Annotated in this window: 9 protein-coding genes; 2 read left to right on the forward strand and 7 right to left on the reverse strand. The window is 41.9% G+C overall.

Annotation, left to right across the window (positions count from 1 at the left end):
• Window positions 1–4 precede the first annotated feature (4 nt).
• The 6 genes from AAFX28_RS00935 to AAFX28_RS00960 form a co-directional block, all read right to left on the reverse strand.
• Window positions 5–745, reverse strand: coding sequence for an SDR family oxidoreductase (locus AAFX28_RS00935; RefSeq protein ID WP_408684793.1), 741 nt, complete (start codon window positions 743–745; stop codon window positions 5–7).
• A gap of 636 nt (window positions 746–1,381) precedes the next feature.
• Window positions 1,382–3,166 (reverse strand): ABC transporter ATP-binding protein, encoded by a 1,785-nt coding sequence (locus AAFX28_RS00940; protein WP_408684795.1) that lies wholly within the window; start codon window positions 3,164–3,166, stop codon window positions 1,382–1,384.
• Window positions 3,160–4,920 (reverse strand): ABC transporter ATP-binding protein, encoded by a 1,761-nt coding sequence (locus AAFX28_RS00945; protein WP_408684796.1) that lies wholly within the window; start codon window positions 4,918–4,920, stop codon window positions 3,160–3,162. Before AAFX28_RS00945 ends, AAFX28_RS00940 begins: the two co-directional genes overlap by 7 nt.
• 247 nt (window positions 4,921–5,167) lie before the next feature.
• Window positions 5,168–8,230 carry an efflux RND transporter permease subunit gene (locus tag AAFX28_RS00950; protein WP_408684798.1) on the reverse strand — a complete coding sequence of 1,021 codons (3,063 nt, stop codon included), beginning with the start codon at window positions 8,228–8,230 and terminating at the stop codon, window positions 5,168–5,170.
• The gene (locus tag AAFX28_RS00955; protein ID WP_408684800.1) at window positions 8,227–9,282 is read right to left on the reverse strand and encodes an efflux RND transporter periplasmic adaptor subunit; all 1,056 of its coding nucleotides are present in this window, start codon (window positions 9,280–9,282) and stop codon (window positions 8,227–8,229) included. The genes AAFX28_RS00950 and AAFX28_RS00955 overlap by 4 nt, the downstream gene beginning before the upstream one ends.
• Before the next feature lies 1 nt (window position 9,283).
• Entirely contained in the window at window positions 9,284–10,330 is a 1,047-nt protein-coding gene (locus AAFX28_RS00960; protein WP_408684802.1) for an efflux RND transporter periplasmic adaptor subunit, read from the reverse strand.
• A gap of 213 nt (window positions 10,331–10,543) precedes the next feature.
• Here AAFX28_RS00960 and AAFX28_RS00965 point away from each other — a divergent pair, with 213 nt between their 5' ends.
• Window positions 10,544–11,269, forward strand: coding sequence for a TetR/AcrR family transcriptional regulator (locus AAFX28_RS00965; RefSeq protein ID WP_408684804.1), 726 nt, complete (start codon window positions 10,544–10,546; stop codon window positions 11,267–11,269).
• 421 nt (window positions 11,270–11,690) lie between these two features.
• Window positions 11,691–13,670, forward strand: coding sequence for a methyl-accepting chemotaxis protein (locus AAFX28_RS00970; protein ID WP_408684806.1), 1,980 nt, complete (start codon window positions 11,691–11,693; stop codon window positions 13,668–13,670).
• Between the two features lie 45 nt (window positions 13,671–13,715).
• Here the strand turns inward: AAFX28_RS00970 and AAFX28_RS00975 are convergent, their stop codons facing one another.
• A complete protein-coding gene (locus AAFX28_RS00975; protein ID WP_408684808.1) occupies window positions 13,716–14,135 on the reverse strand; it encodes a VOC family protein in 420 nt (139 codons plus the stop codon).
• Between the last annotated feature and the right edge of the window lie 32 nt (window positions 14,136–14,167).

Consider the following 14,167-nt stretch of genomic DNA (forward strand, 5'->3'; position numbering starts at 1 on the left):
TCTTTTAGTGCATGTATAAGCCGCCGTTTACAGAAAGAGTTTCCCCTGTAATATAAGCGCCAGCATCACTAACAAGATAAGCGACAGATTTTGCGACTTCATTGGGGGTCGCGAGTCTTCCCATTGGAATTTGAGCTTTAATAGATTCTAAAGCTTCTGGCTTCATCGCTTCGACCATTGGTGTACCTGTATAACCAGGAGCAACAACATTCACCGTCACACCGCTGCGTGCGCCTTCTGCTGCTAACGCCTTAGAGAAACCTATCATTCCGGCTTTTGCTGCAGAATAGTTGGTTTGGCCGAATTGCCCTTTAAGTCCATTGACTGAAGAAATGTTGATAACTCGCCCATTGCCTTTCTCGCACATTGCCGCAAACAGAGGTTGAGTAACGTTGAATACACTGTTGAGGTTAGTTTCGATAACTTCTTTCCATGCAGAGGCTTGCATCTTTTTGAATGTGCCATCGCGAGTTATCCCCGCATTATTGATAACCACATCTACTGTCCCTTCCTCTGCAAGTAATGCAGCCAATCTCTCTGCACACTGCTCTGTATCGGTAACGTCTAGTTCAAATAAACGAACTTGATCTTCGTTAAATTGCTTCTCATTGAACCAATCTAATGCACACTGGTGATTACCCGTAAAATAAGTAGCAATAACACGATAGCCGTCATTCACAAGTTGCTCGGAAATAGCGGAACCTATTCCGCCTTTTGACCCTGTGATCAAAGCAATTTTCTTCATTCAATGGACTCCATTCATAACAGCAACACATAAAAGCCTTTACGATTAATTAATGCGTAAAAACCAAAACCATTTAAATATTGGACAGGCACTTCCAATGCCTTTTAATAATTAAACTTAATCGCTAAATATTACACTTCAAATATTTTTCGGATATTAATGCATAAAGTTGAACAAAGTCTCATATGGCATGAAATGTTATATTACTGTTAAATCTCTTTAAGTGAATGTTTTTACACATAATTATTTAATCTACAATCCAATCAATAAAAGCTATCTCATTGATTAATAAACTCATACCCTTGAAGTTAAGGTGTTTACAAAAATATTCCAACGTATAAGCCTTTAACTCGAACCACGAAAAATCCAATAGAAGTCAGTGAGTTTTTTATCATTACGACTTTGTACTTTAGTATTAAACATCATCAATAACTTGGGCTATATTCAACGACAAAACATATAAGATTATGATTTTCAGTAGTGATGCCAAATTTTATTACTTAGACTTATGTCTACCTCTACGTTAAAAAGTAATGATTTAAATTTTCTATTTATAATATGTTTGTATAAAAAAGCCCGGAATAAATCCGGGCTACATGGTTTCATTGAACTTTTTATTAAGCAACTATTACGTTATTAATTTTTCACTGCGATATTTTCCGTAGACGAATCGATAGTTTCGTTTAATAAGCCAGCGTATATTCCATTGAGGGCCAATAGCTCCTTATGACTTCCTCGCTCAATGATCTCACCTTTGTCTAGCACAAGTATCATGTCGGAGTGCCTTACAGTACTCAATCGGTGAGCAATGGCGATTACCGTCTTATCATTGAACAATCGTTGCATAGCTTTTTGAATTAAGGATTCAGTGATGGAATCAACCGAGCTCGTCGCTTCGTCTAACATCATCACTTGCCCACCTTGTGCAACAGCACGCGCAAATGAGATCAACTGGGTCTGCCCTACTGATAGGTTTGAGCCATTCTTTTCAATTTTGAAATCATATCGTCCAGGGAGTTTATCGATAAAACGGTTCGCGTACACATATTGTGCCGACTGTTCTACATCTTTACTTTCTATATCTGGCTTGCCCAAAGCAATATTAAACTCAATGCTCTCTTCAAATAAATGTACATCCTGCATCATTAAGGAAAACAGGTGCATAGAGTCCTCTACGGCGATATCTGATAGCTCAATACCATTTAGTAAGATGCTACCTTCGTAATCTAGGTACGTCCTAGAGATCAAACGGAGTATTGTGGACTTTCCTGAACCAGTTGATCCCACCAGTGCAATTTGATGACCTTTTTTGAGCACAAAAGAGACATCATTTAATACATAGGGAGCATCTTCTTTATATCGAAAACTCACATTGCGAAACTCTAATGTCTCGAACTGCGTTAAATGGGGACTCACTTCGTTATTTGGTAACAGTTTGCGCCCCTCTTCTTCTGTCGGTTGAGCAAACAGCTCTTCAATATGATCAAACGCCGCAAATGAACTTTGGATCGAGGCAATTTGAGAAGTGAAGTCACGGATAGGAACAAATACCTTTTCCAACGTGTTGATAAACGCAATCAAAACACCAAGTGTCAAAGCACCTTCAATGACTTGCTCTGAACCATACCAAATCATTAAAGCTATCGTGATCGAAGTAATACCCGAGATAAACGAGAACAGAATCGCATCATATTTATTAATCTTCTTCTGTGCATGCAAGAATTCGTCGGTGTAGCTTTTGAACTTCTCTTCTACTTGAGTTTCTGCCCGATACATTTGAACGGTTTTCATACCAAATAAGACTTCCTGCAAAAAGCCAACGCCTCTTGCTAACGCAGATCGAGTCAGTAGATAAAGTTCACGAAGTTTATTTCGAACGTATACCGTTAAGTACATAACTGGCGGCATGACAATCAATACAATAAGAGTCAGTTGCCAATCGATTAAAAACATCATCACCAACAAAGCAATAGTGTTCAAAGTATCTTTCACTAAACCAACAACTGATTGAACGAAAGTCTCGCCGATGGTTTCCAAATCACTTGTCAGGCGAGAAAGCGTGACACCAATAGGCGTACCATCGAAATAGCTGCGTGGTAACTTTAATACGCGATCAAATAGAACACTTCGCATATCAGTTACCGTGTTTTGCCCTGTCTTGCGCAAGTTGTATGAGTAAGTAGTGTCAACGAAGTAACTCATGACGAGAACAGCAACTAAATACGAGACATATTCTAACAATCCGTCCATGTCTCCTTGACTAAGGTGAACATCGATTATTTGAATAATCAACCATGGAAACAATAAGCTCGTCAGCACAGTAAGCGGCAACATAGCAATGCCTAGAATCGCTGAGTTTTTATACTTCTTTGCAAACTTGAAAAAGTGCTTAAGATATTTGACGTCGACACCTTTTAACATGCTGCTGCCTCCGTCTCGTTTTGTTGAAGTTGCCAAGTTTCTAGATAGTAGTCACACGTTTTGAGCAACGTTTGATGATCCCCTCGCGCAATCACTTCACCGTTATTTAGAACAACAATCTCATCCATATATTCAAGTGCATTGACGCGGTGAGACACAACCAAAACGGACTTGTCACCTAAATGGTCGAATAGATTCTCTAAGATTTTTCTCTCTGTTTCGTAGTCAACTGCAGAGAGTACGTTGTCCATAATGATCAACTCTGCCGGTTCTAGAAGCGCACGCGCAATACTAAGCCTTTGCTTTTGCCCGCCAGACAGCATAATGCCTTTTTCACCCACTAGGGTTTGGTCGCCATGTTCAAAACGAGACACATCACTGGCTAGCTGACTGAGTTCTAATACTTCATCGACTTGCACTTTAGCTACCTCACTCTGGCTACCAAAGCGGATGTTGTCTTCAACCGTTGCTGAAAACAAGTACGGATCTTGGGTTACTGTTTTGATATAGCGACGTAAGTCCGAACGCGAAAAAGAGGTAATGTCTCTATCGCCAATAAAGATGCTTCCAGCAGGCACTTCCAAATGATGGTTTAGGCAGTTAACCAGCGTCGTTTTACCCGCACCTATCCCACCAAGAATCCCAACTTTCTTTCCTTTAGGGATATCAAAGCTAATATTGGACAGTATATTTTCTTCATCTACATCGTATTGAAAACTCAAGTTTCGGACCGAGATAGTTTTCCCTGTGAGTTGCTCAACTTCAGGCTGAGAGAGTTTAACTTCATCTAGCTCAGGCATCTCCGCGTTCAAGATTGTTTGAGCGCTTTGAATACCGACAATCCCTCGCTGGTAAATAGTCGCAATACGTCCCAACTGCATTAGTGGCATCGCCAGCAGCACCGAATAGGTCAGAAATGCTGTTATCTCACCCAGTGTGAGCTCTTGTGCCATCAACATGTATCCACCTAGACCGAGAATAATGATCTTCATTAAGTCATTGGCGTAATCTAAAACAGGCATAAAGTAGACTTGTATGCGCATGATCCTCATACGACAGCGCAACAATTGTTGGTTGAGCTTTTCTACCTCAGCTTTCACCCAAGGAGACATCTTCTGGCTCTTAATCAAGTCGATGCCAGACAAGTAATTCATCATTTGCGCTGACAAATTTTGCAACCGACTCATATGCTCAAGGTGCAATGTTTTCATACGCGTAAAACCAACGCGAAATATGACAAAAGCAATTGAGATAGGAATGACCGAATACAGTGTAAGCTCAGGAGAGATACGCCACATGTACAAAGGAGTTAGTGACAGCGCTAACAGAGCATTAAAAAACTGCAAAAATCCGACGCCAAATAAAAGTCGAATTCCATTGAGGTCATTATTGATAATTGAAATTAAGCGGCCCGAAGCAAACTGCTGATGAAAGCTACTAGGTAAACGATTAAGCTTTTGAAGCAGCGTATTTTTTAGTGCCGCTTCTGTAATCCTGCCAGGGTTCAATGCATAGATGCGCGACAAAATGCGTACAACTACCATTGCAATCGACATAGCGACCACAATTCCAACGTAGCTTTTTAGCTGAGCATGTCCTGTGACCGAAGCATCTTCAATCAAATCAATCGCAAGTTGAATATAACGAGGGATTTCGACTTGCAGCCAGTTCACAAGAAAGATAAATACAATCGCAAGCAAGTACGATTTGCGATTCATACGCACATAATGCGCGAAAAACTCAGTTTTGGTCATACGACTCGTTCTTTCTAGAAAGTTTTAGTATGCGATTCAATTTAGCATTTCAGTACGAAACGGTGATGAGTACATGATGAGAAACGCTTATAAGGTAATGTTTAGAATGCCATTAGAAGCATAGCATTTTACTCTCTTAAGCGTGAAAAATCATCCGCTTGAAGTGTGTTTAAGGCTTAAATCTAAATGGAAAAAAGCCCGGAACTAATCCGGGCTGGCTTTAAACGAATCGATTTCAATCCTTGAACTATCCGGCAGTGGATGGTTTGATTCGATAGAAAATAGCGAATAGCACAGGTACAACAATAAGAGTCAATACCGTAGCGAAACCTAAGCCCGCCATGATTGTTATCGCCATTGAGCCAAAAAATGCATCAAATACGAGAGGGATCATCCCCAAGATCGTTGTTAAAGCAGCCATACTTACTGGTCTAACACGAGAAATAGCACTATCAAATACCGCCTGATAAGGGTCTTTACCTGAGTCTAGCTCGATATTAATTTGGTCAAGCAATACAATGCCGTTTTTCAAAATCATACCGCTCAGACTTAGTAAGCCAAGGAATGCGGTAAAACTAAATGGCATGTCGGTTGCTAGTAGACCGATTGAAACACCGATAATCGACAGCGGAACAGTAAACCAAATCACCAAAGGCTTTCTGAACGAGTTAAACAGCAACATAGTGATGATAAACATCAACAAGTAACCCATAGGCAGTGAGCCAAACAGAGCTTCTTGTGCATCTTTCGACGACTCGTATTCCCCACCCCATGTAATCTCGTAGCCTTCAGGCAGTGTTAATGCTTCTACATTCGGTTTAATTCGAGTGAATAGGCTCGCCGGTGTTTCATGTCCAAGAACATCGTGATCTGCCAATACTGTCAGTGTGCGTTTTCTGTCGCGACGCTGGATTAGCGGTTCTTGCCAGTCTAGTGCGACGCCATCAATCACCTGCTCTACCGGAACGTAACTTTGAAGCGTTGGACTCCAAATTTTCACGTTCGCCAACGATTCGAAGTCAATTCGCTCTTGTTCTGGAAGACGAGCAATAATAGGCAGCATATGAGTGCCATCACGTAACAAACCAATCGGTGTGCCACCAAATGACATCTGCAGTGTATTCGATAGGTCTTCTTTAGAAATACCAAGTCGACGAGCTTTAGACTCATTAAACTGAGGTACTAACTCTTTGGTACGCTCTCGCCAGTCATGTCTTACATTTCGAGCGCCAGGATCTTTCAGTAATACATCTTCGACTTGAACAGCAATCTCACGAAGTACTTGTGGGTCTGGACCTGTAATACGAGCTTCAATTTTTGACGCTGGAGAAGGTCCGAATTCCATTAACTTAAATTGGAATGTTGGTTGGTTAAACTTAACCGCTAGGTTGTCGTCTAACTCTGCCAACAGTTCAAACATCGTTTCACGATCAGTGGTACGTATTTGCAATTGGCTATACGCTTCGTAGCTTTTTTCCGGTTGATAAGTCAATGCAAAACGCTGTAGACCTTGGCCTGTTGTCGTTGATACGAAATCGACATTTTCTTGTTCACGAATATACTGCTCTACTTTTTTCGTTTCTTTAATCGTTTCGCGAATATCGGTCCCTTCTGGCATCCACATATCAACGTAGAACATGGGTGTATTTGATGGAGGGAAGAACTGTTGCTTCACCATGCCAAAACCAGCAACGGCAACAACAAGTAAACCAATCATGCTCGCAACAGTCAGCCAACGGAAACGTAAAGCAAATTTTAAGCTCGCACCAAAAACTGTAAACAGCAGACCTTTGTACGGGTCATCATCTTCAGACGTTGTCTCTTTGTTCTCTTCTTTCAGTAGAAGCTCAGCCAAAAATGGAGTCAGCGTCAACGCAGTGATCCAACTTAGGAATAGAGAATAGCAAAGTACCCAGAACAATGAGCCCATGAACTCACCCGTTGCATCCTCAGACAGACCAATAGGTGCAAATGCGGTAATTGCGATGATGGTAGCACCAAGCAGAGGCCATTGTGTTTGCTTCACGATATCAATAGCTGCTTGAAGCTTTGTTTTACCGCGCTTTAAGCCAACTAAAATACCTTCTACAACGACGATCGCATTGTCCACCAGCATACCTAGTGCAATGATCAGCGCGCCTAGTGAGATACGATGTAGCTCAACATCATTTTGCTTCATTAGAATAAAGGTACCGAACACTGTCAGAAGCAGTACCGCACCAATAATTAGACCACTACGCAGTCCCATTGCAAATAGCAATACGATGATAACAATAGCGACTGCTTGGCCAAGACTGACAATAAAGTCATCGACTGACTTTTCAACTTCTGCCGCTTGGTTATAGAAGTAATTGATTTCAACGCCAGCAGGACGAATAGACTCTAACGATTGAAGCTCCGCTTCTAGCGCCTTGCCAACTTCAACGACATTGACACCCGCGCCAAAAGAGATAGCAAGGTTAATCGCAGGTTGCCCGTTGAACGTCAGTACATTAGACGGTTTTTCTTGAATGCCACGACTGATGGTCGCAACATCTTTAAGTCGAATAAGGTTACCTGTGTCACGACCATGAATAATCAACTCTTCAAGCTCCTGTTCTGAGCTCATAGTGCCATTTGGTCGAATAGTCAGAGTTTGACCATTAACCATCACTTCACCCGCGGACTGAACGCTATTTTGCTGACTCAGTAACCCAACAACCGTATTCATATCTAGATTAAGTGCAGCAAGACGTTCTAGAGATACTTCAACAAATAGCTGTTCTTGCTGATCACCTGCAATAGCGACTTTACCTACACCGTCAACAAGTTCTAGCTCTCGACTTAAGTAGTCTGCATAACGTTTTAGCTCGACATAATCGTATCCACTTCCCGTGAGCATTAGCATGATGCCGTATACATCACCGAAGTCATCAATGATTTGGATAGAGTTCACGCCAGATGGAAGCGTTGGCTGAAGATCATTAATCTTTCGGCGCATCTCGTCCCAGATTTGTGGGAGCTCGTCTGGACCATACTCCATCTCCATACTGACCATAATCTGCGACATACCGTTAGACGATGTCGAGGTAATTTTGTCAAGGTATGGTAGTTTGCGAATCTCTTTCTCTAAGGGATAGGTCAGCTCCTCTTCCACTTCTTGCGAAGTTGCACCAGGGTAAGTCGAGATGATCATCGCGTCTTTAATGGTAAATGCAGGGTCTTCTAATCGACCTAAATCCATAAAAGAGGTGTAACCACCAATCGCTAATATGATCAGAAATAGCCAGCTAATGACTTTGTTTTTTATTGAGTACTCAGCAATGCTCACAGCTCAACTCCCTTAATTTCCATACCTTCACGAAGCTTTCTTAAATTTGAATTGATAAGTACATCACCCTTAACAATGCCTGATGCTACTAGAGCACCACTGCCGGTAATTTGATCAATACTTACTGGGTATTTGTGTGCGGTGCCATCTTCAAGCTTCCAAACGTAGAACTCTTGGTTTTGGCTGCCAGCATCAATGGCAGTCATTGGCAACTGGTAAGCTTCAAGAGTGTTTAGGCCAGCCTTCATTAGATCAACTGAAACGCGAGCGCTTGTACCTGGCAGAATTTGATGTTCAAGTTGCGCCATGCTTAGCCAAAGTTCATACGTCTGGCTTTGCGGATGAAGCTCACTGGTATGCTCTAAATAACTCACTGGGTAGCTACCTTCATGACCCGCAAATGTCGCTATTGGTTGATAGCCCTGTGCGTTAACTTCTGGGTTAAGCATTGCCAATACCGAATCCGAAACTTCAATCTTTACGTAAACCTGATCGTCTTGATAAATCGTAACGACTTGCTCCCCTGGAGTGACGTTTTCGAACTTCTTCTTATCGACAGAAGAAATCACCCCTGAGAATGGCGCGGTTAAACGCATGTAACGCATTGTTGCTTGCGCGGCGCCTAGGTTAGCTTTGGAAAGTTGCAAGTTCGCTGTCAATTCATCGAGCTCAGCACGAGAAATCATTTTGTTCGCTCGCAGCTCTTCACCACGTTTCGCTTGTTTCAAAGCGAGTTCATATTTCACCTGAGCATCGATAAGCTGCTGCTTACTCTTAGAATCATCCAGTATCGCTAGAGTTTGCCCTTTTGTGACATTGTCACCTTCTTTAACTAATATTGATGACAACTCTCCGTCTAAACGAAATGCTAGAGGCGTTAATTCCGCAGGCATTACTTGGGCGTTAAAGTTTCTATATGAACTTTGTGATGCCTGCTCAACCGTGAAAGTATCCACCATTACCGGCTTAGTTGGGCGATGTTCCGTGTCAGGTGTACAAGCAACAAGTACACTTAGTGATACTGCCGCTAGTAAAAATTTATTCTTTCGCATGTTAGATACCACCTTCTTTCGTCCATGCTTTCACTTGTTGACCTGGTAGTAGCTTCTCTACTCCGGCTTCGACGATAAGGTCACCGCTATTTAGACCTGCAATGATATTGCCTTGTGTATCGAGCTCTACCGTGACCGCTGAAATTGTCTTAGTTTCTTGATCAAATCGGTATAGCTCACCGACTGAATCTTGTTTCGAAACCCACGCGGTTTCCGCAACTCGTACTAAGCTATGATTTGCTTCGTTTTGTAATCTGACTTGCGCTGTCATCCCTGGTAATAGGTTCAGTTGTTGAGGGCGTACAATAGACACGCTCGCTGAATAGCTGTTGGTATCACTATCAGGTTTGGTCGAAATCTCTTTGAATGTTGCAGGAATCAAAACATCACGATGACTGTCCATCACGACGTTAAAAAGTGAGCCTTCCAAATGGCTAAGTCCGTATTGCTCGGCATAGCTCACTGGGATTGTGAACACCACATCCATAACACCGTTATCAATGACATTCAGTACAGGCTGATTGGCACCAACAACTTGATGCTCTTTGCTAAAAGTAATCGAAACCACCCCATCAAATGGAGCAAGAATTTGTGTGTAGTTTAAGTCGGTCTTCGCTTGTTCCAATGACGCTGAAGCAGCTTTATAGCTCGCTTCATTTTGATCAAATGTATCAACACTAATGAGTTTCTTATGATGCAGTTGCTCAGCCCGTAAAAATGCCGTCTTGGCTAGGTTAAATTCAGCTAAGCGTGCTTGGTATGCGAGTTGATAGTCTGTCGGGTCTAGCTTTGCAAGTACATCACCTTGTTTAACTTCGCTTCCCATGTGAACAAATAACTCTTCGACTTCACCAGCAACTTGAAATGAGAGAGACGCTCTGTCTGTGGCATCGATATTAGCGATGAACGAATCGTATTGCGCATTCTGAATATTGGGCACTTGAGTCAGTTTAACTGGCTTTACAACAGACTCACTAATTTCAGAGTTAGCTTTGTTACAACCTGCAATTGCCAATGCCGATAAACCTATCGCTGCGAAACGCATCATTGGTCTTATTCCTTGTGTTGATGTGTTCATTTTCTATCATCTTCATTTATTACACACCTGTGCAGTATATAAATTTTATAACCGAGATCAATGTTTATTTTCCACCTGTGTAATATAAAGGACATGTAGGCTATACTGTTTATATGATTCTTTAATGAAATAACGCCCATTTTCTGGTAGAAAGAAGGCGTCGAAGAAAGTTGACTAGGAATTATGACTGAAAGAAAGCAAGGCAGACGAAGCGCCCAAGATGCAGAAAAGACGAAGTGCGAAATCATGCGAGTCGCGACCGAGCTATTTTGTGAACTAGGTTATGAGCGAGTGTCATTACGTAACATCAGTGAGAAAGCTGGTGTATCGCATAGTTTGATTCGCCACCATTTTGGTAGCAAAGAGCAAATTTGGTATGCCATCAGTGATGGTCTGCATCTGTACATGGAACAGTACATGCGCACAATCATTGCCAATATGCCTGAAGGCGTAGGATCCAATGTAAAGCTCTACCATTTTTCGGTCCGCCTACTCGCGCATATGCTTGAATGTAAACAGCCTATTCAGTTAATTGCAGATGCTGTTCGTCAAGAAGATGCTCTTTTCGACTACTTCATTGATAACTCTGGCGAAATTGAACAGATTGTCCACGGATTAGCTGACCACTATAACGAGAACCACCCTGATACTCCGGTTAAGATTTGGGAAATCAAATGGCAAATGATGATGTTTGCTCATGGTGCTGCGAGCTTAACCCCATTTATGAAGGAAACATGGGCCGATGAGACCAATGACCCTGAAATTTGTTTACTGAAGCATTGGGAAATGTATAACAACATGATGGCTTGTCGCTTCCAAGTACCTACCGAACATATTTTGAAGCCGGAGAAAGTCTCTGATCTTGTCTACGATGTCGAATGTGATATCGAGAAACTAACGCTGAGTTAAACAACACTTTCTTCTGATAAAAAGCGAGCTATTCAAGCTCGCTTTTTACTGTAATAGTCGTTATCAAACAAGCCCAGTTGCGAGCATGTCACCTAATAACAAGTCGCTAGCCCTTCATTTCAATTCAAACCTGACCCTCACCAAGTTGATCTGAATCAAATTCAGGTCAAAACATTGAAAATGTCCCTGTCACAATCAGACGATTCGCTATACTTGTTAAGCGAATTCTAATAAAACCGAAATAGTATTGAGTTATCATAAAGTAACCGAATTTATGCCATTCATTTGTTCTTGAACAAAAAATTAACCATGTACCCATTAAGGGTTATTGAAGTTACATCGCTTACTCAATAGGTTCATCAGCGAAAATAATAAAAGGCTTATCCGCCATTCATACGTGTTTGGCAAAGAGGAAAATTTAATGAATCTGTCCGATTTATCATTTAAGCAGAAAATCACTGCTTTAATCACACTCCCTATTCTAGGATTTCTTTGGCTAAGTGTTTCATCCATTTCTCACAACCTCTCAACAGCCAAAGAGATGTCTTCCCTTAACCAGCTAACTAAACTATCTGTGGTGTACAGTGAGCTGGTACATGAGATTCAGAAAGAACGTGGAATGACAGCCGGCTTCCTCGGTTCAAAAGGCACCCAATTTCAATCTGAGCTGCGTAATCAAAGAAGTGCGGCGGATGGCAAACTTGACCAACGAACTCGCTACTGGCAAGCGAACCAAATTGAAAACAGCCAAATTCAACAGCTCAACACGAAAATCAGTGAGCGTTTAACGCAGATTGAAAACATCCGTAATCAGGTCGATGCTCAATCAATCAAGCTTTCCGATGCCCTCGCTTACTACACGCAGCTCAATAGTATGCTCTTAAGTGCCTCTGGATTGATTTCTGATATCAGTACGGACGCTCAAATTACGAAAGAAACCGTTGCATACTATAACTTTATCCAAGGTAAAGAACGTGCAGGTATTGAACGCGCTGTATTAAGTAACACTTTTGCCAAAGATGAGTTTGGGCCAGGAATGTTGGTCAAGTTTATTTCTCTGGTTACTCAGCAAGATACTTACTTTTCTAACTTCAGTGTCTTTAGCAATCCTGAAAATCAACAGTTCTACACTCAGCAAATGAAGGACAGTTCCATTCAGGAGGTTAACAAGCTTCGCGCCCTTGCCGAGTCACGCTCTTCAAACTTTAATGCAGACGCCGTGTATTGGTTTAGCCAAGCTACTGGCCGTATCGGTCAATTGAAGAAGATCGAAAACCATCTTGCAAATGGTTTGATTGAGTTGACGGAGCAAAAAGCAAATGCGGCTCAACTTAACCTCATTGTAAGCATCATTATTTGCTCGTTTATTACCATCGCTGCCGCATTGATAAGCTTCTTTACGATCAAAGATCTAACTAAACGCGTACAAAATCTCACGTCTGTTATGAAGTCTGTGCGTGAAGATAATAACCTTACTGTGCGAGCGGCGTACGTTGGTAACAGTGAATTGGGGCAAATAGCGTACTCGCTCAATGCGACGCTCGAAAAGTTCTCAGACGTTATCGATAATCTCTCCCACTCAAGTTTAACACTTGCTTCAGCAGCAGAAGAAACCGCTCAAACTTGCCAGTACAACTCTTCTTCTATGGTAGAGCAGCAAGATCAAATCGGTCTCATCGCAACAGCAATTGAAGAGCTTTCAGCAACAGTTAACGAAGTTGCGACCAAGACTCAGCAAACTGCAGAATCAGCTAAAGTCGTGAACGATCAGACTCAGAATGGCTTAAGTACTGTTCAAAACTCGTATCAATCGATAGAAAGCCTTGCGCAAGAAATTGATGGACTAGCACAAAAAATCACTCACCTTCATGAGAGCAGCAACAACATTAACAATGTGATTGATGTGATTAAATCTGTTGCTGAACAAACGAACTTGCTGGCTCTAAATGCTGCTATCGAAGCTGCACGAGCGGGTGAGCAAGGCAGAGGGTTTGCCGTTGTTGCTGATGAGGTTCGAACGCTAGCACAACGTACGCAACAGTCTACTTCTGAAATTGAAGGCTTCATTAACTCGTTACAGTCTGATGTTGAATCGGCGTTTAGCGTAATTGATAGTAGTCAGAAGAAGTCAGCGACAGCCGTACAAGATTCACGTCAAGTAGAAGAGACGTTAAGTCTAATTTCTGAATCGGTTAACGATATCTTTAGTATGGCAGAGCAGATTGCTACGGCAACTGAAGAGCAAGCCGTCGTGACACAAGATATTGCGAAGAATGTCATGACCGTTGAAGAGAAATCTACTGAGTCAACGACAGGGGCAAGCCAAATTGCGTCTACTGCGAAAGAACAAGCTCAGCTAGCAAGTTCACTTCGAAACCTAGCATCTACGTTTAAAATCTGATCGAAACATAACAAAAAAGCGAGCCTAAATGGCTCGCTTTTTTGTTTAGGAGCTCAGGTTTCGCTTTTTAGGTTCGTCACTCAAATACTCTACAAACTCAACCTCAAAACCCGCAGGGTCAACAAAGTAAACATTCTTACGATAAGGCTCTTCTGCACCATCTTTTGCGATTGGGAAGCCTGCTTGATTAAGCCTTTCAATGACCGCATCGACACTGCTCGTCACATAAGCAAAATGCGCTAATCCAACTTGGTGACCCGATAAGTCTCGATTTTCTCCTTCACCATGATCGCTAATGGCAATGTACTGATACTCATCGCCAAAATGTAACCAATTGCGTGGCTTTCCGTACCAATCACCCTGTCCTTCATCACGTACATACCAATGAGGAAATGCTGCTTGGTAAAACTTCAACATCTCAGGAATATCTTTAACGACTAAATTAACATGCTCTAGTTGAATCATAACTCTCTCCTTAGGGTCTTTTTAAGCAACTA

The organism is Vibrio sp. TBV020, from assembly GCF_046056895.1.
Lineage (GTDB): Bacteria > Pseudomonadota > Gammaproteobacteria > Enterobacterales > Vibrionaceae > Vibrio.

Bases quoted from the DNA above. Each gene is read 5' to 3' on its own strand.
- AAFX28_RS00955 (WP_408684800.1), bottom strand. From the start codon at position 9,282: ATGCGAAAGAATAAATTTTTACTAGCGGCAGTATCACTAAGTGTACTT.
- AAFX28_RS00970 (WP_408684806.1), top strand. From the start codon at position 11,691: ATGAATCTGTCCGATTTATCATTTAAGCAGAAAATCACTGCTTTAATC.
- AAFX28_RS00940 (WP_408684795.1), bottom strand. From the start codon at position 3,166: ATGTTAAAAGGTGTCGACGTCAAATATCTTAAGCACTTTTTCAAGTTT.
- AAFX28_RS00975 (WP_408684808.1), bottom strand. From the start codon at position 14,135: ATGATTCAACTAGAGCATGTTAATTTAGTCGTTAAAGATATTCCTGAG.
- AAFX28_RS00965 (WP_408684804.1), top strand. From the start codon at position 10,544: ATGACTGAAAGAAAGCAAGGCAGACGAAGCGCCCAAGATGCAGAAAAG.
- AAFX28_RS00960 (WP_408684802.1), bottom strand. From the start codon at position 10,330: ATGATGCGTTTCGCAGCGATAGGTTTATCGGCATTGGCAATTGCAGGT.
- AAFX28_RS00945 (WP_408684796.1), bottom strand. From the start codon at position 4,920: ATGACCAAAACTGAGTTTTTCGCGCATTATGTGCGTATGAATCGCAAA.
- AAFX28_RS00935 (WP_408684793.1), bottom strand. From the start codon at position 745: ATGAAGAAAATTGCTTTGATCACAGGGTCAAAAGGCGGAATAGGTTCC.